The sequence below is a fragment of the Paenibacillus sp. V4I9 genome (genome assembly GCF_030817295.1).
In the GTDB taxonomy this organism is placed as follows: Bacteria; Bacillota; Bacilli; order Paenibacillales; family NBRC-103111; genus Paenibacillus_E.
Genome location: NZ_JAUSZE010000001.1, coordinates 1674079 through 1698027, shown reverse-complemented (window position 1 = coordinate 1698027; position 23949 = coordinate 1674079). Strand labels below are relative to the sequence as shown.

Sequence of the window (23949 nt, the reverse complement as noted above, 5' to 3'; positions counted from 1 at the left end):
TTTCTTTTTTCACTATCCTGCTCGTTACTTCAATAGAAAAGAGGAGCTGCCACATAGCAAACTCCTCCACTATCGGTAACAATAGGTAAGCGTTTGATGCTATCTCCAGCTTTTCCCCTGTCCCACACGGAGCGTGCTGTAGAGTAGGAAGCCAGCGAGTTACCACCCGAAGATAGCACTTTTCCAACATCCCCTCCCAGAACGGAGCATGCAAGTTTCCTATGCACTCCGCTCGCCAGTAATTATAAATCAGCGATTTTCTTTCCTTGGTATTTACCTGAATGGATTAAAATGTGGCATGTACCACAAACTGCTAGTGTTTTCCGACTCATAGCAATCATACGTTTCATCCATTCTGGTTTATCTTTTCTACCATTTTGGGCTAGGTCTTTTAGTTTTCGAATATGATGTATCTCAATGTTTCCTTTCGAACTGCAAAGTTCGCAAGTGTCATTAAGAAGTCGCTGCACTAACTGGCTTCTCTTCACAAAGATTTTGCCAATCAATGGGGCATCTTCAATACGAATGTCTTTCTGGTAACCTAACCTGATGCCTCCAAAGTATGCTTCTAATGGCTTCTTCCCTTCACGGTCAACAACAACCTGTAGCACTTTGTATTCACCATCTTTGGTCTTGCGATATTTTCCATACTTAGCAAAGACTTTATTAATAGTGGTTCTATGCTTGTTAGCTAACGTGTAAGCAAGAGAAAGTTCCATCGTCCGTTTTAACTTCGCGAGTTTATGGGCATTGTACGCCAAGAGGTAATATTGAACGAAACCGCGGAATTCAGATTGGTATTGACTGATAATGTCGAAATCCCCGTTAATAGTTCGTTCTTTGCGGTGTGTTGCTCTCCCATTGGACATATAATTCTTAGCCTTGTTTCTAATCTTTTCATCTGGAATACTTAAGCCAATAGCGCCGTTTATACTACGTGTCCACGATCGTCATGTTTTGCATCACAATGCAATACGTGTACGTCATATCCAAGGAATCTAGCCTTTTCAGTCTTAGCGTGGGTGATCAAAGTTTTCTCCTCGCTAAGGGATAGTTTCAAGTTTTTAATAAGGAATTCACGAATTCGCTCTTTTATCATTATCGCTTCTTCCTTACTTCCTGAAATTCCTAATAACCAGTCGTCAGCATACCGTACGTAGTAAAGTCGCTTAAAGTACGGATCGTTCGGATCTTTGGAAGGCATAGCCTGAAACTGTTTCCTTATGTGCTTTACCATTTGCCAATCTTTATGTCTTTGAAATTTCCTGATTTGGTTTTTCAGTCGTACGTACTCTTTGTTCTCAGTACGTTTAACACCAACTGTAAACTCAGGCATTAGCGTAGTTTCAACAAATTGGTCTAAGCGATCCATATAGATGTTAGATAGTAATGGACTAAGAATGCCCCCCTGCGGTGCGCCACTCAAAGTGGTATGGTGTTTAAATTCCTCTATGTATCCGCTTTTCAATAGGTTGTTGATTAATCTAAGGAATCGATTATCTAGAATCTTTCCGCCAATGATCTGAATGAGGATATCATGATCTATGCTCCCGAAACAGTCACTAATATCCCCTTCTACAAACCATTTAACACTTTTCCAACCGTTAGTTCGAATTGTTTCGAGTGCGGTTTGGCAACCTCGGTTTTTACGAAAACCATGCGACCTGTCGCTGAATTGAGGATCATAATAAGCATCGAGAATCAATCGAATAACTTCTTGTAAAAGCTTATCTGACCATGATGGCATACCTAGCGGACGCATTTTTCCGTTCTTCTTTGGAATAAAAACTCTTCTAACTGGCATCCATTTGTACGTTTCCATTTGGAGTCTTGATATAATGTCATCTATTTTCTTTAGTGACATTCCATCAACGGTCTCACTGTTGACTCCTTTGGTCATCGCACCATTATTTGAATAGATGTTATGGTATGCAATTAGATAAAGTTCTCGATTAAAAAGCATGCGGTAGATTCTTTCAAGTGGAAGGTTCCTTTTACCTCTGTCGCTGATGATATTCAAAACTTTTTCGGCTTCCTGCATTTCGCATACCTCCAAGAATTGATATCATAATTACCTGTCTCCCTTCCCCTACTCAGTAATTGAGTCAATGGCACATATTACAGTCCATCTGTGCAGAATCCATTACAGACCTACATTGGGTACTACGGAAACTCCGTTCCCATAGGAGTCGCCTCCCTTAGGGAATCCCATGTTCTTCCTATCCGAAACGTTAGTACAACTTAGGTTCTTCACTCATTACCTTAATTGAGCTCATTGCTCAACGTCCCGCAATCTTGGATTTCCTCAAACGAAACTAGTATTTGAGTATATTGGGGCAGGGAGTATTTAAGCTGTGTATCCCTGAATGTACTGTTCCATCACTGGTGATTGAAGTTCAAGCAATTTAGCTTTAACCATATTGTACAGAACTAGCAAAGCAATACCTTAAACAGCTTTCAAATATTCTCTGCGTTCCCTCCATGCTCTTGTCCCCTCGCCCTTTCGAGTCTAGGTAAGGAGGTTGTTCTCAAAGCACTTCCAAGAGCTTTGATCCGATATTCGAATAATTCCAGGTCAGGAATGACATGGCGCACAGTTTCCCAGCACTCCGCGTTCCCTCTAACTGAATTTACTAGATCATAAGTTCCTCGTTACTCAAGGATATGGACCGTTAAGTCATCCCAGTAGCTTGGTCGAGTAGGCGGGGCCTCTCCTTCTCGGATTGTGCCCCATACCCCTCCCAGATCCGTACGTGCGCAATTAACGCATACGGCTCCTCACAGCTATCATTCGCAGAGTTGATTATTAGTCGTAGATGTTGACGTAGATTTTGGGTTTTGGTAATCCGGAGAACTTGAGGAAACGGAGAAACTTCTCCTTGGTAAAGCTGTGGCGCTGGCCCCTGCGGTTTAGCCATTTAAACAATAGGTTGTGAACTTGGAACTGGAACGCTCCCAGCTTGCGGGTATTGTCTGTCATTCCGTAGTATCGGTAATGACCCATCAACTTCGCTCGAACGATCTTCATCAGTTCCGGCGTTCTCATGTGTCTGTTTTGTCTAACCCATGTTTTGAACGCCTTGACCTTTTGTTTAAATTTCTTGCTGCTTGTTTCGCGAATGACTCGGAAGTTACCCTTTCGGCTTTTCCCACAGCGATGGGTGAATCCAAGGAAGTCGAATGTTTTCGGTTTACCTTCCCCACGTTTCTCCATGTTTTCCTCCGCATACCGACCGAACCGTATGATCTTTGTTTTCTCTACTGCTACCTCAAGGTTGAATTTCTCCAATCTAAGCAGGAGAGCGGCGTAAAATCGTTTCGCATCCTCTTTGTACTGGAAGCAGCATACAAAATCATCGGCAAAACGCACCATTTCCGCTTCTCCCCTACACTGCTTTTTTACTGCGATCTCAAACCACAGGTCAAGAACGTAGTGTAGATAGACATTCGCTAACACCGGAGACACGACAGAGCCTTGGGGCGTGCCTTCTTCTGTCGGCTCGAATATCCCGTCCTCTTGAATGCCTGCTTTCAGCATTCTATGGATGAGACGATGAATATTGGGGTCGCCAATTCGCACTCCAAGAAATTTCTTCAGCCATTCGTGATCTACGTGATTGAAAAATCCCTTGATGTCGGCATCCACCACATATCTTGTCTTCCCATCCTCAATGATTCGGTTTAGCCTCTTTAGCGCTTGATGCATGCTTCGTCCCGGTCGGAACCCGTAGGAGAAATCTAGAAAATCTTGTTCGTAAATCGCCTCAAGCAGGTTCTTCAGCGCCTTTTGCACTAGCTTGTCCTCGTATGCCGGAATCCCGAGCGGACGCATGCTTTTCTCATCCTTCGGGATGTAGGTTCTTCTGGCGGGCAGCGGTCGGTAACTCTTCTTCTTCAACCGGTCCACCAGATTTCCCACATTGTCTTCTAAGTTCCGCCCATACATCTCTTTCGTTACGCCGTCTACTCCTGTTGCTTTGCCTGTGGCTATCCCCTCGTAGCATTGCTTCAACGCTTCCGCGTTGATCAGGTGCCCTATGGAGATGAAACGTTCTTTCGAATTGGCCTTGGCCATCTCTGCTATTCTTATTAATTTCGTTTCCATTTTGGTTCCGCTCCTGTGTGCAGAAAATGTATCCTTAATAAAATCGATATCCGTGTCGCACGCCTTTCCTCCGCCGGCGTTACCCGGTTTCATTGGTACTACGCGGCGATCCGACTCCCTGATTGCCATTTGGCTTTCTCACGTCTTTACCGCTTGGCCGCCATACTCCCGCAGATGTTCCTAAATAGTATTAGTCTTGCGGAAGAGCCGTCAGGGCCTCCCAAGTTGCTGAACGGCCATTGGTGAACATGCCTGGCTCTTCGACCCCGGGGAAGTCTCTCGCAAGCTTGCCCGTATCGCTTGCGGGGGATGCTGTCTTCCAGTAACAGTGAAACTGTCGACCTTCCCGATGCATGCATTTCGAGGCTCAATCACTTTCAGGCCTGTACCCTATCTGTCTACGCTTAAACGAACATGTTACCATCTTCGCTCCAAGACTCGTTATTGGTGGCGTGGCTAGCGCCTTTCCAAGCAGGTTTCTCACCTGCTAAGCTCGTTCAACCTAAGCTTGGTCGCTCCACTGTGGCATCCATTGATGTCCCCACGTTCCTACCTGATCGGTGCAATTCACGCTTGGAAAACAATCTTTCTTTTCAGTTAGACTTGGGCCTGTTCCTCCACTCCCATTACAGGAGATTCATCAGTCGTGCCCCTACCCTCACAAGGATTATTGTATTTCGGCATGTGCCTTATAACAAATGTTTTGGGTAACAGCCCTTGTTGCAACGTCCCTTGCTTTCCAAGTCCCTTACATCCTAGCTATTCTTTCTGGACTTAGGTGCTTCCTCTTAGCGTATTTCATAGAAAAAATTTTTACTTTACGCCGCCCACCCCATCGTTTGATGGTACATATGTTTCCCTATGCTCTAACTTTAGACCTGTACATTCGGAAGTTCGTCAGTTCAGTCTGTTTGAACATTCTCACCATATCCAGTTTTTCAGCCACGCGGCATATCCGTTAGCATACCTTTTCTATTCGAATGGCTCTAGCCTTCGTTCTGCCGAATCTACCTGTACTTCACACCACATGACCTGTTAGTCATGACGCGCGCAGGAGTATTGGCGGAATGGTTTCGGGATACATGGTTCCGTCATTCCCATCCTCGGTTGTAAAGTTAAGATTACTCATTGTAATCTCCTGCTTTTCACGAAGTTAGTCGCTTATAGCAGAACTTGTCATACTTCTTCGTTAGTGCAACCTTCCTGTTCATTACAATCATTCGATAATAATGACTTCTCCATCCCTCAAAGCTTTAAAAAGAATTTTATTATCGATCATATATTCAACTGCTTTATCCATATCTTCAGATTCTCTATGATCTGACTTATAATGTGGGGCAATTACATAATCCAAAATATTTAATCCTTCCCAAATTGTTTGATATTGTGAATGATTCGCTATCTCTACGGTATCGAAGAAACGAAAACAAGGAAAGAAAAAGAGAACAACCGGAACGCAGTTCAGTCGGTTCTCCCTATCCAAACAAAAAGTGAATTTCATCTGTTTGCAATGTAACGAGCAAGAGGAGATTCCGCTTGATGTAGTAATGGATATGGACCGAATGGATGATCGGAACCCGACAGTTCCGCCACAATTCTCATGTGAACAATGTAATGGGGTCATGTATCCGGAGTATTACAAAGGAGTCCGGGGGTACGAGTACAGAATTACCGATATCCGCCCAACTTAAAAAGGACCTAGCGGTGGCTAGGTTTTTCTCATTGTGGCCTCTTGGAAACATTGTTAGCCTGGAGCATAAATACAAAAACTGTCAACGCACCTTGCTGGGCACATTTACATAAGATGATTAAAGCATAAAAACGGAGGTGTGTTGTTCAAAAATGAATTATAACAATTACTATAGAAATAATTCAATCATTACTTATGGGCAATATGTTCCTGTTACGGCCTACTCCGCAGATCATCCCATATATATTAATGGGGTGGATATAAATGGGGGAAGATATCCTGTTCTATTTTTCCACCCCCAACAAACACAGTATCCAATTCCTTATGTACCGATTACAGATGTTAATAGGGTAGGCGCTACCGTACCCTGGAATGCAAACCAAATAGTGGATCCACAATCCAGTGTGTTTGATCCATTAATGTCCGAAACTTATAAATTAAGACAAAGGGCAACGGAAATAGATGCTCTAACCAATACTGGAATCATAAGGGCCAATGAACTAAATTGGCAAATGCATTTTGGCGACCAGGGAAATACAAAATATTCTGATGCCACAGTGCCAGTGCAATTGACCTTAAGTACCAATCCTTTTACCAATGCTTCTTCCTTGTTTAGTGTGGACCAGAATCAACTGTATTCTGTAGAACGCATTGAGAAAAAAATTCTTTCGGCTACCGATTTGGCGACCAATCAAGAGAAATGGGTTTTTTCAACGGACAATAAGGATGCCTTTCTTGATTTGATCGCAAGAGATGGTGTCGTATACGTTTCCACCATGAATACACTTTATGCCATCCAAGATAACGGTACATCAACACAAACACTTTGGACAGTTAATACACTTGCCAACCGTCTGTTAATAGATCAAACCACATTGTACTATTACACCAGAGATACTGTGCAGGGAATCGCTGCAGTAGATACAAAAACAGGTCAATTGAAATGGAAATACAGCCTAAAAACAAACGAGCAGGTCGAGGGAGTTTTCGCTGCTGGCGGAAACCGGCTCTATGCCAATATACGGAATCCGGTTCAAATCACCTCGAAAATGTATGCATACGATGCAGCTTCAGGTACTGTTCTTTGGGCATTTGATGTGCCTGCTGGCAACCCCATCTATGGTAATCCTGTCTATAAGGATGAGAAGCTTTACATCGAAACGATCACAAATGCAGTAAGAACCATTTGGGCACTTGATGCGCCTACAGGACGGACATTATGGAAGTTTAACCCAACGGGGACCTATGTGGTGCAGCCAATTTCTGTAACGAATGATTCCTTAATTGTCCTTGATGAATCCAATGTCATGGCCATTGATAAAAATACAGGAACACAAAAATGGAAGACTATGTATGCGGATCAGGTCACTCTTGGTGGCTCTCAGACGATTTCTGAGTCAAGGGGAATGCTCGTGGCATCTGACAAAATTATTGTGGAAAATGCAAACAAAATCAAATTTTTCAATACTGCAACGGGCCAGCTTATTTCTTCGTCACTTCCACTTTCCACTCCTACTGGCGGCATTGGCGTTCGGCCTATCGGTGTGATTCAAGACACCATTTTTGTAACAGAGTCCAATCAAATTCTTTACACCTATGCAGTGCCAAAGCCAACTCAGCCAGATACAGTAAAGCCGACGGCAACGATTAATTTGCCGGCTGTCAGTCCGCTTGCTGAAGATGGGAAACTTACGATTCCAGTGACAATTAGTGAAGATTCGGATATGAATGCAACGATCGTCGATCAAAGCGGTCTTGTGGTTCAAACCATTGGCGCGGGAAGATTTTTGAAGGGTACGGCCAATTTTTATTGGAATGGAAAAAATAGCCGGGGATTTAACGTAACCAGAGGTAATTATAATCCTGTTATAAAGCTTACAGACCTCGCGGGAAATGTGAATGTGTATGATGCGAGTGAAAAGGTGATTCAGGTGACGGCGGGGTTTGGGTTAACTTTAAAAAATTCCAACTTGCGCACAGCAGCAGATCCATCAAGTACCATCCTAAGAGTGATTCCTTTCGGATCCGAAGTGACCATCACAGGTGAAACAGGTGATTGGTATCAGGTAGAGTATCGGATTGTGAGCTCGGTGCTGAAAGGATATATTGCCAAGACGTTGATCAAAGTTCCATCCAACCAAGAGATTCTAAACATTTCAAGTGCCATAACCAGGACGAATGTCAATGTAAGAACATCAGCCGGAACGCAATACGGCACAAAAATAGTGCTCCCGATGAATACCGCTATCAAGATTATTTCTGCTTTAGGAGACTGGTATTTAATCGAATACCAAAAAGATACCATTTATATCGATCAGGGCTATGTGGCAAAATATCTTGTTACGCTTCCAACCGTATCTACTTTCATTTATACCGTTGTTGCCGGCGATACCCTCTGGAAGATTTCCCAAAAATTTGGTGTCACCGTCGACTCCATCGTCAAAGGCAACAACCTTAATATCAATCAGCCGCTTTATATTGGTCAAAAATTGACGATAGTAAAATAAATCCAATCCGTGGGGACAGTTCTAATGGCACAAAAGCCTACAGAACCGTCCCCATGTCTAATATCTTGAAAGATTATTGGCTTTGTTGAGAAGATAATAGTAAATATTCAAATTAAATAATAAGGGTGAGAAGCAAAATGATACGGTTTGGAATAGTTGGAACCAATTGGATTACGGATCGGTTTTTAAAAGGAGCTCTTAAAGTAGAGGGATTTTCATTAAATGCTGTTTATTCACGAAGTGAAGAAAAGGCAGATAATTTTCGCTATGCTCAAGCTAAATCAAAGCTTAATCGGGATAATTTCTAACAATTACAGGTCACGGAATGGCTTTCCGTACCCTAGTAGGCGAGATTGGGGACATTCCTCATGCAGCGCAAAGAACAAGAAGCCCCTGCTGTGTCCTACCGTGCTGTACGGAAGGAGACAGGTCATGTTTGAGACATTCTATGGGCTCCATCATTCCCCATGTCCGATGACGCTTATCTTGGTGGGGCAAAGTGAACTTTGGGATCGGTTAGGACTTCAAGCTTACGCTGCGATCAGGCAACGAATCGACTTGCAATGCAAGCTTCCGCATTATGACCTGGCACAGGTTGGGGATTATATAAAGCGTCATTTGACGTATGCTGGGGCTGAGAATGAGATCTTCTCGGATGGAGCGATTGAGGATATTTATCGGTTTTCTAGCGGTTCAGCTAGGCTCGTCAATAAAGTTTGTACACACAGTTTAATCTACGGTGCTCAGAATGGGCATCGCATCATCGATGATCACATGGTCAAACGCGTCATCCAAGGAGAATGTTCATGATTCCCCCTTTTTTTTAACAATCGACTGGACAGCTTGTCCGTCAGGGTTAGGACAACATACGCCGTCAATTGGCGGACAGTATGCTTTAGCAGTAACAATATTATGAAACGAGTAATCTATAATCTTATTATTTGTTATTGCTAGATGAATTGCATGTGGGTGCCATTTGAAGGATGGACATGTTACCACGCCCCGTTTCATTATGAAAATTATCCTCCTCATTTTACCATATGCTTCATTTAGCGTTAATCATAATCCCTTTAATGACCGTTAACGCGGAGAAGGCTAACGGATCCAATCTGCCGGTAGCCTTAATCTGATGTTATTGAACTTTCGTTCTCCGTCCCTCGGTTTTAAGGGTTTATCTCACGTATGCTCACTCCATGACTCGTTGATGATCCAACATGCCAAACGACAACAATACCGGTATTCAACTATTAACCTCCATGTTCCCTAATTTACGATGTACAATTTTCTTGTTTCGAATTGATGTTCATAAAACCGTTATTACTACTAATAAGGAGCATTGCAAACCATTTAACAGGAACCTCCAATAATATTTTTAAACTAAACTGCCCCTTCGTTGCCTACTATTGAAATTAAGATGCTGACAACTTCGAAATAATTTGATTTACATCTTCATCCTCGAGGTCATACCAATTCTCTCCATTGTTATATTTAATCTGTGCTTTCCCTTTATACAAGTTCAATTGGATTTCTTCGCCGTAATAATAAAATGTCATATTCAGCTCGGCAGCTAAAGTATTCTTTGGTTTTACACTTTCGCGTTTATTCGAATTAAAAAAAGCAAGAGCGACTGATCGTACTCGTCCAGCAATAAAAACATAGAATGTATCTTTTTCTCCAACCTTTATTAGACCGCTGTTTACCATTTTTGCAATTACTGGCTCATTTGACATATATGAAGGTCGATTCATAAACGCCTTTCCGAGCTGATAAGCATTATTATCGACTTCAAAATATATGCCAGGGTAAAGATCTTCAAATGTTACAACACCTTGTTGTACGATATTGACTTTTACTGTTCCATGGGGAGTTGTCAGTAAATACTGAATTGGTTCGATATCAGCTTGAGGTCCACTGCCGAGCAAAGCTTCTTTTTTTATAATAAACAAATTAGAAATGCTATTGAGAAGGACAGGTTCAGTAATTTTTATAGTTCCTTTTGAGTCATTTAATTCGATTTTTATATAATCCTGAGCAGTAGTAAAAACAGCCAATCTAGGATATATAACCGGAATAGGTTGTTCCGCAGATTGCTTAGACTCATTAGAGCTTTGTAATTCTTTGTATTTTACTTCTATCTCCTGGATTTGCGACTGTAATTGGTTGACTTGATCATGTAAAATCTTGTTTTCACTTTCAATGGCAACGTAAGAATTCTTATTGCTATCCGTCACGGCAGGTTTATTTCCTTCCATACAGCCAGTAAGAATCATTACAATTGCCATTATTAATGAAATATATATTTTTCACGCAACTCTTCCCCCCATATATGACTATTCTACATACCATTCAGCGTAATAGATGCCGATTACCTTATTGCTTGGTGAACATAAAATAAACGTTTTCAAAACTCATCACTCCCAAATTTAATTCTAATGAGTTAGACGAAGCGCACTTGTAATAAGTTTCCATTTATAATTTTATTTCACGAAGATTATTTCATTAAACTGCCCATTCGCGAAATAGGCTGCCGCAATTAATTTCTGCGGCAGCCTGTATTATTATTATGCTATAGTTTTCCGATAGTTGAATGAATGATCAATGATACTGTCCTGTTATGTGTTCATTCGAATCTTTCAGTAATTTGGAGAGTAGCACAATTTGCCCTGCATGATATCCGTAGTGTGCCGAAACCTGAACAAGAAGCCGACTGATTAATCTCACTTCATAGGTTTCATCTTCTGAAGCATTAACCCGAAGCATTCTGTTCCAATCCTCCAAGTCATAGCGGATTATGACTTCCCTTTTTAAATCCTCCTCAGACAATGCTGATAATATACTTGCCGATTCGGACCGTGTCTTCGAAAGAAGAATAATCAATTCATCCTTCGATATGCCGCCTTCAGAATTAAATTCTCGAGTACGTTCCCGAATGAAAGGTTTGTTTCCGATTGCACTTATGAGGTTTTGATATTCGTTTCCCGCTAAATGTAAGCAAAGATTACCTATGCTGTTCATGGAATCCTTCATTTTTTTCCAAATCAAATCATCATCAAGTTGGTTTATGCTCTTTATAATCCGATCGAGTTGCTTTTCCATGTCTTCGAGTACGTTTCTTGTCAGTTCTAGCATGATTATCCCCTCTTCATATTTTTTTATTTTTTACTTAAGTAAGCAAAATAAGAACCGCTGTTAAAGCGACTCTTTCACAAACGTTATCCTTTAGTTTAATAAAGCGTATTAAATTAACTCTTTTTTTTCAAACCATTCATTTTCTAAAATACTCATTTCCCACAGACTCCAGAATTCGTTCTCAATCTTTCTTGCTTCTCGAAGTAATCCTTCTTTTACAAACCCAGCCTTCTCGTAACATGCAATTGCAGAAAGGTTGAAACTAAACACACCAAGACTAACTCTGTGTAATTTTAATTCTTCGAAAGCAATATTTAAAACCTTTTCTATCATCAATTGTCCAATGCCTTGTCCTCTCTTGCTTTTTTCTCCAATCAAAACTTTTCCTATCCTTGCCGATTTATTTATCCGATCAATTTGTAAAGATATATGTCCAATAACCTCATCATTTTCTTCATGCATCACCCTATATATTAGGGTCTGACTAGCATAAGTATTAGCACTTTTAATGTAATTTTCCAATTGTTGTTCATCTAAAGGAAAGCAAAAAGTTTGACCTCCCCATTGAAGTAAAAACTTCGGTGAATCAATCCAATCAATAAGCTTTTTAAAGTCGGTACGTTCGAAATGTACAAGTTTTATCACTAAAATCTTTCCTCCCCATGCGATAATACGATGTATTGCAAGGTTTTCGAACAAGTTATTGAAAATAAATAGATGTTCCCCCGCTTGATATTTATTATACAAGTTAGAGAATAGAACAGATGCAAGATAGCAGAACAGATTACTGGGGCTAAGCTTCCCAAAGCACTTCCTGTGGAAGATTTTTTGAACGAAAGCTTCCGGCAATCTGTGAGCTACGTTGTTCATACATAAATAACAATAGGATCTCCCAACGCTTTTCATAGACGACTTCAACTATGCTGCCCTTTAGTTGAATAAAAACGAGCAGGCTGCGGCAGCACCTGCTCGTTGATGTTTTGTTTAAAAATCGTTCGCCGTTAGCGCAATTCCTTATTTTACGTTTCTCCGAATAGGAAGTTTAAAATAATACTTTGCCGATCCACCCCAATTAATACCCCAGAACTTCCGCGATTTGCGAATCATTCGTCATGGCAGTAAACCAATTTGGATACAAGGAAACTGGTCGCGTTATTTCATCCAGTCTCGTAACATCTTCGGTGCTCAACTGAAGCTCTACCGCGCGCAGATTATCTTCCAATTGGGCTAGTTTACTGGAGCCGACCAATACGCTACTAATGTGGGGCTGGGCCAGAAGCCAAGCCAGCGAAACTTGTGCCGGTGTCGCTCCATATACTCCAGCTATTACGCGAACAGTGTCCAAAATCTTGAAGCCCCATTCTTTGTCATGCGGCAGAAAGTCAAAACCGCTTAAGCGGTTTTGATCGTCATTCAAGTTCTCTTTGGTATATTTTCCGCTCAAGAAGCCGCCAGCGAGCGGACTCCAGACAGTTAATCCGATTTTGTTTCGGACCGCGAATGGAACCGTCTCATGTTCAATGTCACGGCCAACTAAGGAATAATATAACTGACCGTTAATAAAGGTCGCCCATCGGCGCTCACGCTGCATCGATACGGCTTGCGCCGCCTGCCAGGCCGGCCAATTCGAGTACCCGATATAGCGAATTTTCCCTTGCCGTACCAGATCGTTTAGCGCTTCCAATGTTTCCTCGAGCGGTGTGTATGGGTCTGTTTTGTGTACGATATAGAGATCTATGTAATCAGTGTTTAAGCGACGTAGACTAGCTTCGCAAGCTTCGAACAGATGCTTACGGGATAAGCCTGCTTGTACGAGCCCCGGACCGACGCGAAAGCCGCCTTTCGTAGCGATGACGGTTTCCTTGCGCCGGGAACCGAGCAGCCGTCCAAGCATCTCTTCACTTTGCCCGTCCGCATAACCGTCAGCGGTATCAAAGAAATTGATGCCCGCGTCTAAAGCGCGGTCAACAAGCTGCTGCGCGCCGCTTTGGTCCACCTTGTAGACACTGGGATTGTTCCCTGATCCGAAAGTCATCGCCCCGAATGCCAGCCTAGAAACAATCAATCCTGATTGACCCAATATTGCGTATTTCATCCTCTCTCCTCCTCGATCCCCCTAAATTGGAATACAAATCCAGTATATCAATAATGTAAACTGATAGTATGAGACTTAAGTCGATGAGTCGAAAGACACTGTCCATCGACTTATATTGTGCCTTCGATGGAGCCTCTCATTTTATTGATCTATCCTGTCCGGAATAGGCTGCCGTCACCGGAAGCCTTGGTACTAAAATATTATTGAGCTATCGTTGTCCGTTAGCTGAATGAAACGACTGTATTCGTAGAACGATGACCATGACCCAAGGGTTAATAATAGTGTTAGCATAGTTGCATTCGACATTGAGAATCTATATTATTATCCTTCAACTAATTGATAAAATCTAATGTCTCCTCTTTCTGTTTCAGCTATTAGTATGTCATTTCGCTCTTTGACACGAAAGATCTTTGTTCCGACTGCCAGTTTATTTGCTGTTCCGTTTTTAAAAGCTTTACCATTATTACTTTGGTGAGTAATTTCAGTTACTTGTATGTCTTTGGTTAATTTCAACTCGTCTACCCAAGGAATTCCTGCATTATAAATGGTGTCTTTACACATAAAAACATTAGCATTCGGATCCATTCTTAAAACTTCTTGTGCAGTTGGATTTCCAATTGTTTTAGTCTGTTCTGAAGTAATTAATATTTCATCTTTCGTGCACCCTGTTGTAATGAAACACATTAACAAAAGAATAAACACAACTATTCTCACGCACTTCCCTCCTTCAATTAAAATGATGGGGTAATATTCTATACATAAGGACGCTAGACGTTAATTGCAAATAAACGGACTTCTTCATCTGTATCCGCATATCTTATCATGCTTTCAAAATGCAACCCCAGTTTTTCTAATAGTTTGGCCGAAGCATGATTATCTTCAGAGGTAATAGCCACAATGCGTTTTAGTACTAAAACGCATTGTGCATAACTCATCACTGCGGAAGCAGCCTCAAAGGCGTATCCTTTCCCCCAGAACCTAGGAAGCAAAGCAAATCCAATATCTACATCTTCTAAGAAATCTCTTTTTACCAATCCGCAGATGCCGATCGGAATGCCTCCTTCCTTCAACTCCGTCAAATAAAATCCGAAACCCAAACGGGCATACATGTCTAGAGCTCCTTTTAAAATATAGTCCCGCGCATCATCGATGGTTCTCACGCCTCTATCGCCTATGTACTGGATCCAAGAAGGATCATTCAATAGCTCAAGGATAAAAGCGGCATCCTCTATTTTTTGGTGACGAAGAATTAGCCGTTCTGTTTCTAGTACTATCATGATAGATGCCCCCAAACGCTTAAAATAGTCTATGTATATAATTATAACAAAAAAAATCCGCCCAATCCCACAAGAGCGCTCTTTCTTTGCTTGCTGTTAATCTTCTCTTTACAGGTGCTGCTTGACGGCAGGCTCTTATTAAGCAAATCTGCCCATTCGTTGAGAAAAGGCAGCCGATCATCGGCTGGCTGCCTTCATGCTTTACAGATTGAACTATCGTTTTTTCCGTTAGCGTAATGAGTTACCCTATTAACCGGGTTTTTACCACTTTATGGTCTGACAGTTGGCTAACTGTAGTACGAATATGATGTTATCTGATGTGCTATGAAAATGAACCATTCACTCATTAACAAACGCTCTATATCTAACTAGTACCATATCATCTTCCTCATCAAACCTATAAATAACCCAGTATCTTTCGTAATCCGTTTGCATTTCAGCAATCCTGTTATTGTAACAAATTCGAATATCTTCATTCAGTCTGTCAGTTTCGAGGTTATATCTGTCTAATATCTCTATTAAAATTCTAATGAGAACCTCGTCTTTAGCATTTAATATATCAATACTAAAAAGGGCATGGTCTGGAGTCATCATACATGAAAAACCACTTTGTTCGTTTTTGCTTATTACCCCAAATTCTATTTCCGGGTCTAAATTTGTATCAATCTTATATTCTTTAAAATTGCTAATAATATTCATCAGGCTTTCTATGGTTGGAACTGTTACTCTTTGTTCGTTAAGCATAGTAATCTCCTTTGATTTGACCTACATTTATTTTATTGTGTATTCAATGACCTGCTGTAGAATCCTGCCAGTTAGTTGTCGGGTGACAAGAAGATAGTCCGATTAATATCCGCCTAATTGGCGGTTTTTTTGTTTTATCGGATTATTTTCTTGTCATTTCTCAATGTCAAGAATATGATCCGATTGCCGAACCAGGCCAAGAATATCGTCCGATTGCCGACAAAGGGACATAATAAATATATGCTGGGTCAATCCGAGGAACGGGCAGAGTAGTTGAATCAAGAAAGTTTATAAAAAATGACATACACCAACTTAATTTTTTTGGTAAAATATACATGAAAGCAAGCCTCTCCTCGTCCTTCGGGCTGCGGAGCAGATGCTCATCCTGAACAATTACGGAAATTCTTCGAAAAGATTCTAAAAACTATATGAGGAGAGTGGATCTTGCTCACATCGCTTGAACACATGCAAATTCCTGTGCGTCATATGGACCGGGCCATCTCATGGTACACCGAACAGTTGGGGTTTCAATTGAGCAGCCGCGATGGCGACCGCATCGCTTTCCTCACCTTGCCGGATGGGCCGCTCCTGATGTTATGGCAAACCTTTGAGGATTCGACGTATGCACACTTTACAGTGAATGGGACAGATTTTCCGGTGTTGTTATACCGGACGATCCGGATTCAAGAGCTCTATGAACGCTTGACAAAACTCGATACCCCGATCCAACTGTATCAGGATGAAGGATTCGCCTGGGTGCTCAAATTTTATGATCCAGAGGGGAATTTATGGGGTGTCCTTCAATTTAACCCGTCTTCTGACAAGGACGACAATAACAAGAGTGCAACATAATATCCACGAGGCTGCCGCAGGAAACAATCGGCAGCCTCGTTAAAGCTATGACGGTCATCGGCAAGGATGTCGCGTCACACGGTGTACCGGAGGAGATTTTAGCGGAGCTAAAGGAGAAGGGGATCGTCGATGACTATCTTGTCAATAATGCCGGCTTCGGTTTGTACGGGACATTTTAATGTGGCTTCATTGGTGGCTTTTTTTCCGGGACCTATGATGTCGGTTTACTACGCGACTAAGCCGTATGTGCTGTCGTTCACTGTAGAACGACAAGAACATATATACTTTTGGATCCGCGCTCTGCGCGGCTTTTTTGTTTTATGGATATATGTTCTTGTCTTTTACCGAGGACAAGAACATATATCCATTGCCGATTCTAGACAAGAACAAATATCCTTAGCCGCTGAAGGTACCCCAAACTGCGGTAGCTTTGCTCGTACCTTTTTTACAGGCGAATTTGTGGACCGGCTAGCTGAACAGTCGCTCAACTGGCTGCTTGATCGGGGTGCTCGTCTTGCAGGCGGTCCCCGGTGGGGTTACGGCCACATACCATTTTGACGGCGATCTCGTCTCGTATGTGACCGATAGCGGGCACGGTTTACTGGTCTGCTTATGACCACGAGGGAACGCCAATCTTCATGAACTATTTAGTTCAGAAAACGGCAGCCATTAATGATACGCTGCCGTTTCTTCGTGTTTATTCAGCTATCGATCCCGTTAGCCATCCATGCCGCACAAGCGCGGCACCACAGAGAATGAAAGTTCATCCGTTCTTTCATGGTAGTTGAAGAACAGATCCGTTATTTGAGGAGTCCTCTTCCAATTAAATTCGCCGAAACAGGTTCTCTCCCAATTTCCCTTGCCCATACAGATAATTGACCGATGTGATGAATTTCGTGGGCGATAACATGGCGTAGAGCCTCGCCATACTGAAATGTCTGTTCTTTACCTGTCAGCTTAACTGTCACCGTCCTGCGTTCCTGCGTATCGGTCCAGTTTGTAACGAAGTCACGGACTACAGGATGAAGTTTTCTGGATAGTGAGACCACGTTGTCGAGGCTCACTTGTCGTTCCCACCTATCCTCAATATCAGGGTGTCCTGTTAAATCACAAATCCAACTATATTCGACCACAATAACGTGAAACAGTGTCTGTAGAATTCCACCAACCCCACCGACCCGCGGTTTGAGCAATTCTTCTACTGAGATGGTTTCACACCAAGAGAACCATTCATCACGAACCTGCCAATTGTATTGAAACAGCGACTTCATTGAACGCCTCACTCTCCCTTGACGGGTTACTTCGTCACTGACCTGCAATTTCCTCTTTCGCAAATACCCCTTTAGCTTAATAAAACCAAGGAGCAGCTGTTCAGCAACATAACTGCTCCTTGGTTTTTTTCAACTATACTTCTGCGTTAGTTGAACTATCACTCTCATTCTAATCGATACTGTAAAAAGCCCTTAATCCGAGCCAGGCCTCGTACCAAAATGTTTTATGTTTTTGTGGCACCGTCACTTCAATTGCTTCGCCATTTTTAATGACATAGACCTTCTTGTTCTCAATCTGGAGCTTATCTCCAAACCCAAAGACAATCTCAAAACAATACTTTTCAAAACTTTCTTCTCGTGTAACCGACCATTCAGACTTTTCGATTGAAGATCTTTTTTTGATATCTACGTCCTCCTTCTGAGCCTCAGTTTTATACCATAACATAACAGCTCGATAGGTGATATTATGGCATATTCGCTTCTCCCACGATTTCTTTTGTAAGGGGGGCAATTAGGATGTTTCCTTCTACTCCGTTAAGTAGGTATCCAACCTTTCAATAATGAGTTAATTTGAACCAAACTATTTCAGTACCAGTTACAACGTAATTACTTTCTTCACCATGAAACACAACAGAAATAACTTCTTTTTTTGCAGAAGAATAACCCAAACAAGCTATTATAACAATGAGAATGAATATAATTGATAATTTTATTTTCTTTCTCATAAAGACCCCTTTTTTTAATGAACTTGGCAATATGATAATTTAAGAATGTAATTTCAGTCAATCAATGACTATTACCATTGTTATGTAAATGTTTATTTTACTCCGACAGTTGAGCCCAAACTACAAGGTTTACTAAAGTAAACTGCCCGTCCCTCGGAGCGAAGGTAGTACCACTAGGCAGCTTTATATATTTAGCTCTCGTTATCCATTAGTTCAATAAACAATCCAACCTTTTCTTATGCTCTTGTTTTTATGAAATACAATTTCGGATAATAAAAGCGATATTGCCGATTGGGTAAGTTTTTAAAAATGACAATGTGTACAGATTTGCAACGTTCAAAATAATCATAACTGTCAAATTGATGGTAATGTACACTTTTGATTTACTCATGTTAGCGAAGATAGTTGATACGATAGCAGTGAGACAAGCTATTGTACCGTTCCAATACAAACTCTCTTTTTTAATCAATTGAATGAGAATTCGACTCTCGCCAAAGCCTCCCGAAAAATTTAGTTTAAAATTGACGACGAACATGTTTCCTGCATATCCTAAGAAAAAACTCATCCTGGGTCTTAAAGGAGAAATACATTTGGATATTGCAGGTAAAAGAAATGAAAGCTAATATTGCATCTAACGTATTTTATGATTTGTTTCCTCAGATCACCTGTCTCGAACAGGCGGCCACCGGATTTATTTTTACCGAGGGTCCAGCTTGGGATAAAACGGACGGCTCGCTTGTATTCAGCGATATTAAGGCAAACACGATTTATCGCTTGAAGGAGCAGGACCATCTCTCCGTAGTGCGGCGTCCAAGTGGAATGTCGAACGGACTGGCGTTTGACGCCGAACAGCGGCTCATTGCTTGCGAACATGCTGGTCGAAGGCTCTCTTTATATTCCCTGTATGATCCGATTGGACCGATCGTTACGCTGGCTGACCGCTATGAGGGAAAACGCTTGAACAGTCCGAACGATGTGATTGTAGCTTCGGACCGCTCCATTTACTTCACAGACCCCAATTACGGTTTAGTGAATGAATTGCAAGCACCGAAAGCGCAAGAGCAGTTGTTTCAGGGAGTCTACAGGTTATCTCCGTCAGGCAAACTGACACTACTGATCAATGACTTTGCTGGTCCTAACGGTTTAGCGTTATCGCCTGATGAACGAAAGCTGTATGTCAGCGACACGGAACGTCAGCATATCAGAGTGTTCGATCTTGATGAGCAAGGCCGATTGGTGTACGGCAGACTGTTCGCCAAGCTGGACGTGAGCAAGGGAGAGGGCGTCGCCGATGGCTTGAAGGTGGACGCAGAGGGGCACGTGTACTGCGCAGGACTGGGAGGAGTATGGGTGTTTGAACCAGACGGAAGCGTTATCGGATTGTTGAAGATTCCTGAATTAACTACCAATTTAACGTGGGGAGGAGTATCAGGACGGACCATGTATATTACCGCCACTTCCTCCGTATACAAGATACCCGTTGGGGTGACTAAAGCAGGATTTTGATCCGAAGCGAATAAGGAGAAGCTAGTACCCTTTCGAACCTGACGAATCCTACTACGGAAAAACGATACGCGTATCTCCTTTTGTTGGAGATACTATCACCTTATAAGGACAAGTTGGACTCCAAGTAAGCCCATTATATACGGTGCATGTTTATGAGAATTCATTATTAGACCTTTGTCAATGTGGGGAATTCCTCCCAAGTTCTACCCATAGTTCTTTAATGTCTCTAGGTAAAATCCCGAAATTCAACACGAATATGAGAAACAGAATCAAAAAAGCTATTAGTCCAACAATAATGCCCATAATAACTCCCATACATATACCCCTCCATAGTTCCCTATTAATTGGTATTCCCCAATTAACATTGAAAGTATCCTGCCAGTTAGTTTAGTCGCCGGGGCGGCCATCACTTTACAATCCCGCCTAACAAAGATTCTTCATCTAGAATAATTATCACTCCCACCCTACTAAAAAAGCGTTCACTCAGTAGAGTGAACGCCTAATTACTTCAAACTTTATTGTTCTTCAACACCTGTTATTTATCAGTGTCTCAATAAAGGAAGGGATTATCTAATTCGATGCTTCTCAGTTTTTGAATCATTTGCTGTGATTATGGCGCCAATGTATTCTCTCGCCACCGTTAACCCCGAACTTAGTCCAATGCCCCGTAAATGGCAGCCCGCAACCGGGGATGAATGAAGGGCTCAAGGCTCGGCAGTAGCTGCTGCATGTACACGACGGACAGTTCTTCCTTCGGATCGATCAACAAGTACGACCCGGCTAGACCGGCCCAGCCAAATTCACCGATCGAGCCGTTGATGCCGCCGGCTGCAGGATCGATCATGACACGGACCCCCAAACCATAGCCATAACCACTCATATGCGGCCAGTTGAAATCCTTGAGCTGCTGCGGACTTAAATGATTGGTTGCCATCAATTGAACCGTCTTGGGGCTAAGAATCCGCACTCCGTCCAGCTCCCCGCCCTTCGCAAGCAACTGCGCAAACCTGCTGTAATCGCCGATCGTCGAAAGCAGGCCGCCTCCGCCGCTTTCATGACGGCTTCCCGGTTGATAGCGGGTGTCCATCCTGGTATTAGGAGTAAGCGTGCCGTCTTCTGCACGATCGTACATGGTGCATAGACGATCCAGCTTGTCCTTCTGTATCCGAAATGAGGTGTCGGTCATCCCCAACGGATCCAAAATTTCCTTCTGCAGAAACTCTCCGAATGTTTGTCCGGACAGCACTTCGATCAATGCAGCCAAAACATCGTGGCTTGTACCATACTTCCAGTGCGTGCCGGGATCAAAAGCCAGCGGAACGGACGCCAACGCATTGGACAAAGCCTGCATGTCCACGGTCGCTGCAGCGTTCTCCATGAATGTACGGGTTTGCCGTTCGGTTTCCGTGCTGTCCCCACCGTATGTAAGCCCGGAGGACATCGTGAAAAGATCCTTGATCCGGATCGGACCCGCCGCAGGAGATAATGACTTGGCGCCATATTCGTTATATCGGTACACCTGCGGATTTTTGAACTCCGTCAGGTATTCCTCCAACGGATCGTTAAGCAGACAAAGTCCTTTCTCATAAAGCATGAGCGCCGCTGCGCAGGTAATCACCTTAGTCATCGAATAGATCCGGTAGATAGTATCCGGAGTGATCTCCTTCTTCTTCTCCAAATCCGCATAACCCAGGGTTTCCTGATAAACAACTTCTCCCCTCCGCACAACGGTACAGGCACAGCCGGCAGGTCCCTTTTCCATGACGCTCTTAAGCAGCGGAGTCAACCGTTCATTCATTCGATTACTTCGGTTCATTTTCTATCCCCTCCCAGAAAACGTTTTCAACTATAATTATAACATAATCTTCCATAAGGATTAGAGCAATTCCTTTTTTCTCTCGGTATTGGGCGGGAGTCATCCCCATGAGCTTACTGAATGTACGAATAATTCCGGTTGAAGTTACAACATCATTCCGATTTAGAAGCGATCGCTTGTGTAATAATCTGATGCTACCATTAGACGTGATCGTTTGCGCCGATAATGATATGTTGACTGAATCTGCCCGGTAGCTGAGAAGGCCGCCGATCGTTTGAAGTCGGCAGCCTTCTCTTGATGTTATTTAACTAATGGTAACAATAGGTAAGCGTTTGATGTTATCACCAGCTTTTCCCCTGTTCCACACCGGACATGCCAGTTTCCCGGCATCCGGCGTTCCCTCTAACTGAATTTACTAAATCATAAGTTCCTCGTTACTCAAGGATATTTCATCCTAGTAGCTTGGTCGAGTAGGCGGGGCCTCTCCTTCTCGGATTGTGCCCCATACCCCTCCCAGATCCGTACGTGCGCAATTAACGCATACGGCTCCTCACAGCTATCATTCGCAGAGTTGATTATTAGTCGTAGATGTTGACGTAGATTTTGGGTTTTGGTAATCCGGAGAACTTGAGGAAACGGAGAAACTTCTCCTTGGTAAAGCTGTGGCGCTGGCCCCTGCGGTTTAGCCATTTAAACAATAGGTTGTGAACTTGGAACTGGAACGCTCCCAGCTTGCGGGTATTGTCTGTCATTCCGTAGTATCGGTAATGACCCATCAACTTCGCTCGAACGATCTTCATCAGTTCCGGCGTTCTCATGTGTCTGTTTTGTCTAACCCATGTTTTGAACGCCTTGACCTTTTGTTTAAATTTCTTGCTGCTTGTTTCGCGAATGACTCGGAAGTTACCCTTTCGGCTTTTCCCACAGCGATGGGTGAATCCAAGGAAGTCGAATGTTTTCGGTTTACCTTCCCCACGTTTCTCCATGTTTTCCTCCGCATACCGACCGAACCGTATGATCTTTGTTTTCTCTACTGCTACCTCAAGGTTGAATTTCTCCAATCTAAGCAGGAGAGCGGCGTAAAATCGTTTCGCATCCTCTTTGTACTGGAAGCAGCATACAAAATCATCGGCAAAACGCACCATTTCCGCTTCTCCCCTACACTGCTTTTTTACTGCGATCTCAAACCACAGGTCAAGAACGTAGTGTAGATAGACATTCGCTAACACCGGAGACACGACAGAGCCTTGGGGCGTGCCTTCTTCTGTCGGCTCGAATATCCCGTCCTCTTGAATGCCTGCTTTCAGCATTCTATGGATGAGACGATGAATATTGGGGTCGCCAATTCGCACTCCAAGAAATTTCTTCAGCCATTCGTGATCTACGTGATTGAAAAATCCCTTGATGTCGGCATCCACCACATATCTTGTCTTCCCATCCTCAATGATTCGGTTTAGCCTCTTTAGCGCTTGATGCATGCTTCGTCCCGGTCGGAACCCGTAGGAGAAATCTAGAAAATCTTGTTCGTAAATCGCCTCAAGCAGGTTCTTCAGCGCCTTTTGCACTAGCTTGTCCTCGTATGCCGGAATCCCGAGCGGACGCATGCTTTTCTCATCCTTCGGGATGTAGGTTCTTCTGGCGGGCAGCGGTCGGTAACTCTTCTTCTTCAACCGGTCCACCAGATTTCCCACATTGTCTTCTAAGTTCCGCCCATACATCTCTTTCGTTACGCCGTCTACTCCTGTTGCTTTGCCTGTGGCTATCCCCTCGTAGCATTGCTTCAACGCTTCCGCGTTGATCAGGTGCCCTATGGAGATGAAACGTTCTTTCGAATTGGCCTTGGCCATCTCTGCTATTCTTATTAATTTCGTTTCCATTTTGGTTCCGCTCCTGTGTGCAGAAAATGTATCCTTAATAAAATCGATATCCGTGTCGCACGCCTTTCCTCCGCCGGCGTTACCCGGTTTCATTGGTACTACGCGGCGATCCGACTCCCTGATTGCCATTTGGCTTTCTCACGTCTTTACCGCTTGGCCGCCATACTCCCGCAGATGTTCCTAAATAGTATTAGTCTTGCGGAAGAGCCGTCAGGGCCTCCCAAGTTGCTGAACGGCCATTGGTGAACATGCCTGGCTCTTCGACCCCGGGGAAGTCTCTCGCAAGCTTGCCCGTATCGCTTGCGGGGGATGCTGTCTTCCAGTAACAGTGAAACTGTCGACCTTCCCGATGCAT

At 43.0% G+C, this 23949-nt stretch carries 19 protein-coding genes and 3 pseudogenes; 7 read left to right on the top strand and 15 right to left on the bottom strand.

Going from position 1 to position 23949, the window contains the following annotated elements:
* Nucleotides 1–242: 242 nt before the first annotated feature.
* From QFZ81_RS07945 to QFZ81_RS07935, 3 genes and pseudogenes are all read right to left on the bottom strand, one after another.
* Nucleotides 243–2041: pseudogene (locus tag QFZ81_RS07945) on the bottom strand (reverse transcriptase/maturase family protein).
* A 765-nt stretch (nucleotides 2042–2806) separates the two neighbouring features.
* On the bottom strand, nucleotides 2807–4234 hold the full coding sequence (gene ltrA / locus QFZ81_RS07940) for a group II intron reverse transcriptase/maturase (protein WP_307602173.1): 1428 nt from the start codon (nucleotides 4232–4234) through the stop codon (nucleotides 2807–2809).
* Between the two features lie 1087 nt (nucleotides 4235–5321).
* A complete protein-coding gene (locus tag QFZ81_RS07935; protein WP_307445847.1) occupies nucleotides 5322–5459 on the bottom strand; it encodes a hypothetical protein in 138 nt (45 codons plus the stop codon).
* 488 nt (nucleotides 5460–5947) lie between these two features.
* Here QFZ81_RS07935 and QFZ81_RS07930 point away from each other — a divergent pair, with 488 nt between their 5' ends.
* From QFZ81_RS07930 to QFZ81_RS07920, 3 genes and pseudogenes are all read left to right on the top strand, one after another.
* On the top strand, nucleotides 5948–8302 hold the full coding sequence (locus QFZ81_RS07930) for an outer membrane protein assembly factor BamB family protein (RefSeq protein ID WP_307602186.1): 2355 nt from the start codon (nucleotides 5948–5950) through the stop codon (nucleotides 8300–8302).
* 137 nt (nucleotides 8303–8439) lie between these two features.
* Nucleotides 8440–8565 (top strand): annotated as a pseudogene (locus tag QFZ81_RS07925) (oxidoreductase); the annotation flags it as partial.
* 199 nt (nucleotides 8566–8764) lie between these two features.
* Nucleotides 8765–9112 (top strand): annotated as a pseudogene (locus tag QFZ81_RS07920) (AAA family ATPase); the annotation flags it as partial.
* 599 nt (nucleotides 9113–9711) lie between these two features.
* Here QFZ81_RS07920 and QFZ81_RS07915 read toward each other — a convergent pair.
* From QFZ81_RS07915 to QFZ81_RS07885, 7 genes are all read right to left on the bottom strand, one after another.
* Nucleotides 9712–10533: a hypothetical protein gene (locus QFZ81_RS07915; RefSeq protein ID WP_307602184.1), complete on the bottom strand. Its 822-nt coding sequence runs from the start codon at nucleotides 10531–10533 to the stop codon at nucleotides 9712–9714.
* Nucleotides 10534–10897: 364 nt separating this feature from the next.
* Entirely contained in the window at nucleotides 10898–11431 is a 534-nt protein-coding gene (locus tag QFZ81_RS07910; protein WP_307445855.1) for a DUF1572 family protein, read from the bottom strand.
* 108 nt (nucleotides 11432–11539) lie between these two features.
* Nucleotides 11540–12076, bottom strand: a complete 537-nt coding sequence (locus QFZ81_RS07905; RefSeq protein ID WP_307445857.1) for a GNAT family N-acetyltransferase — start codon at nucleotides 12074–12076, stop codon at nucleotides 11540–11542.
* Nucleotides 12077–12503: 427 nt separating this feature from the next.
* Entirely contained in the window at nucleotides 12504–13526 is a 1023-nt protein-coding gene (locus tag QFZ81_RS07900) for an aldo/keto reductase (RefSeq protein ID WP_307445858.1), read from the bottom strand.
* A 321-nt stretch (nucleotides 13527–13847) separates the two neighbouring features.
* Entirely contained in the window at nucleotides 13848–14240 is a 393-nt protein-coding gene (locus QFZ81_RS07895; protein ID WP_307445860.1) for a hypothetical protein, read from the bottom strand.
* Between the two features lie 53 nt (nucleotides 14241–14293).
* Nucleotides 14294–14803 (bottom strand): GNAT family N-acetyltransferase, encoded by a 510-nt coding sequence (locus QFZ81_RS07890; RefSeq protein ID WP_307445863.1) that lies wholly within the window; start codon nucleotides 14801–14803, stop codon nucleotides 14294–14296.
* A gap of 339 nt (nucleotides 14804–15142) precedes the next feature.
* Nucleotides 15143–15547, bottom strand: coding sequence for a hypothetical protein (locus QFZ81_RS07885; RefSeq protein WP_307445865.1), 405 nt, complete (start codon nucleotides 15545–15547; stop codon nucleotides 15143–15145).
* Nucleotides 15548–15991: 444 nt separating this feature from the next.
* On the opposite strand from QFZ81_RS07885, the gene QFZ81_RS07880 reads away from it, so the two are divergent.
* From QFZ81_RS07880 to QFZ81_RS07870, 3 genes are all read left to right on the top strand, one after another.
* Nucleotides 15992–16399: a VOC family protein gene (locus QFZ81_RS07880; protein WP_307602182.1), complete on the top strand. Its 408-nt coding sequence runs from the start codon at nucleotides 15992–15994 to the stop codon at nucleotides 16397–16399.
* A 129-nt stretch (nucleotides 16400–16528) separates the two neighbouring features.
* Nucleotides 16529–16957, top strand: a complete 429-nt coding sequence (locus QFZ81_RS37275) for a hypothetical protein (RefSeq protein ID WP_373463652.1) — start codon at nucleotides 16529–16531, stop codon at nucleotides 16955–16957.
* A gap of 80 nt (nucleotides 16958–17037) precedes the next feature.
* Nucleotides 17038–17187, top strand: coding sequence for a hypothetical protein (locus tag QFZ81_RS07870; protein WP_307602180.1), 150 nt, complete (start codon nucleotides 17038–17040; stop codon nucleotides 17185–17187).
* A 12-nt stretch (nucleotides 17188–17199) separates the two neighbouring features.
* On the opposite strand, the gene QFZ81_RS07865 is transcribed toward QFZ81_RS07870, so the two are convergent.
* The 3 genes from QFZ81_RS07865 to QFZ81_RS07855 all read right to left on the bottom strand — a co-directional run bounded on the left by QFZ81_RS07865 (nucleotide 17200) and on the right by QFZ81_RS07855 (nucleotide 18395).
* Nucleotides 17200–17670: a DinB family protein gene (locus QFZ81_RS07865; protein ID WP_307445871.1), complete on the bottom strand. Its 471-nt coding sequence runs from the start codon at nucleotides 17668–17670 to the stop codon at nucleotides 17200–17202.
* 169 nt (nucleotides 17671–17839) lie between these two features.
* Nucleotides 17840–18115, bottom strand: coding sequence for a hypothetical protein (locus tag QFZ81_RS07860; protein WP_307602177.1), 276 nt, complete (start codon nucleotides 18113–18115; stop codon nucleotides 17840–17842).
* A gap of 109 nt (nucleotides 18116–18224) precedes the next feature.
* The gene (locus QFZ81_RS07855) at nucleotides 18225–18395 is read right to left on the bottom strand and encodes a hypothetical protein (protein WP_307445875.1); all 171 of its coding nucleotides are present in this window, start codon (nucleotides 18393–18395) and stop codon (nucleotides 18225–18227) included.
* A 612-nt stretch (nucleotides 18396–19007) separates the two neighbouring features.
* On the opposite strand from QFZ81_RS07855, the gene QFZ81_RS07850 reads away from it, so the two are divergent.
* Complete coding sequence (locus QFZ81_RS07850) at nucleotides 19008–19901, top strand: SMP-30/gluconolactonase/LRE family protein (RefSeq protein WP_307602175.1); 894 nt, start codon at nucleotides 19008–19010, stop codon at nucleotides 19899–19901.
* Nucleotides 19902–20553: 652 nt separating this feature from the next.
* Here the strand turns inward: QFZ81_RS07850 and QFZ81_RS07845 are convergent.
* Both QFZ81_RS07845 and ltrA (QFZ81_RS07840) read right to left on the bottom strand, forming a co-directional pair.
* Nucleotides 20554–21717 carry a serine hydrolase domain-containing protein gene (locus QFZ81_RS07845; RefSeq protein ID WP_307445877.1) on the bottom strand — a complete coding sequence of 388 codons (1164 nt, stop codon included), beginning with the start codon at nucleotides 21715–21717 and terminating at the stop codon, nucleotides 20554–20556.
* A gap of 578 nt (nucleotides 21718–22295) precedes the next feature.
* Nucleotides 22296–23723, bottom strand: a complete 1428-nt coding sequence (gene ltrA / locus QFZ81_RS07840) for a group II intron reverse transcriptase/maturase (protein ID WP_307602173.1) — start codon at nucleotides 23721–23723, stop codon at nucleotides 22296–22298.
* Nucleotides 23724–23949: the final 226 nt, after the last annotated feature.

Bases quoted from the DNA above. Each gene is read 5' to 3' on its own strand.
- QFZ81_RS37275 (WP_373463652.1), top strand. From the start codon at position 16,529: ATGACTATCTTGTCAATAATGCCGGCTTCGGTTTGTACGGGACATTTT.
- QFZ81_RS07870 (WP_307602180.1), top strand. From the start codon at position 17,038: ATGAACTATTTAGTTCAGAAAACGGCAGCCATTAATGATACGCTGCCG.
- QFZ81_RS07845 (WP_307445877.1), bottom strand. From the start codon at position 21,717: ATGAACCGAAGTAATCGAATGAATGAACGGTTGACTCCGCTGCTTAAG.
- QFZ81_RS07855 (WP_307445875.1), bottom strand. From the start codon at position 18,395: ATGAGAAAGAAAATAAAATTATCAATTATATTCATTCTCATTGTTATA.
- QFZ81_RS07865 (WP_307445871.1), bottom strand. From the start codon at position 17,670: ATGAAGTCGCTGTTTCAATACAATTGGCAGGTTCGTGATGAATGGTTC.
- QFZ81_RS07910 (WP_307445855.1), bottom strand. From the start codon at position 11,431: ATGCTAGAACTGACAAGAAACGTACTCGAAGACATGGAAAAGCAACTC.
- ltrA (WP_307602173.1), bottom strand. From the start codon at position 4,234: ATGGCAATCAGGGAGTCGGATCGCCGCGTAGTACCAATGAAACCGGGT.
- QFZ81_RS07860 (WP_307602177.1), bottom strand. From the start codon at position 18,115: ATGTTATGGTATAAAACTGAGGCTCAGAAGGAGGACGTAGATATCAAA.
- QFZ81_RS07885 (WP_307445865.1), bottom strand. From the start codon at position 15,547: ATGCTTAACGAACAAAGAGTAACAGTTCCAACCATAGAAAGCCTGATG.
- QFZ81_RS07890 (WP_307445863.1), bottom strand. From the start codon at position 14,803: ATGATAGTACTAGAAACAGAACGGCTAATTCTTCGTCACCAAAAAATA.
- QFZ81_RS07930 (WP_307602186.1), top strand. From the start codon at position 5,948: ATGAATTATAACAATTACTATAGAAATAATTCAATCATTACTTATGGG.
- ltrA (WP_307602173.1), bottom strand. From the start codon at position 23,723: ATGGCAATCAGGGAGTCGGATCGCCGCGTAGTACCAATGAAACCGGGT.
- QFZ81_RS07900 (WP_307445858.1), bottom strand. From the start codon at position 13,526: ATGAAATACGCAATATTGGGTCAATCAGGATTGATTGTTTCTAGGCTG.
- QFZ81_RS07850 (WP_307602175.1), top strand. From the start codon at position 19,008: ATGAAAGCTAATATTGCATCTAACGTATTTTATGATTTGTTTCCTCAG.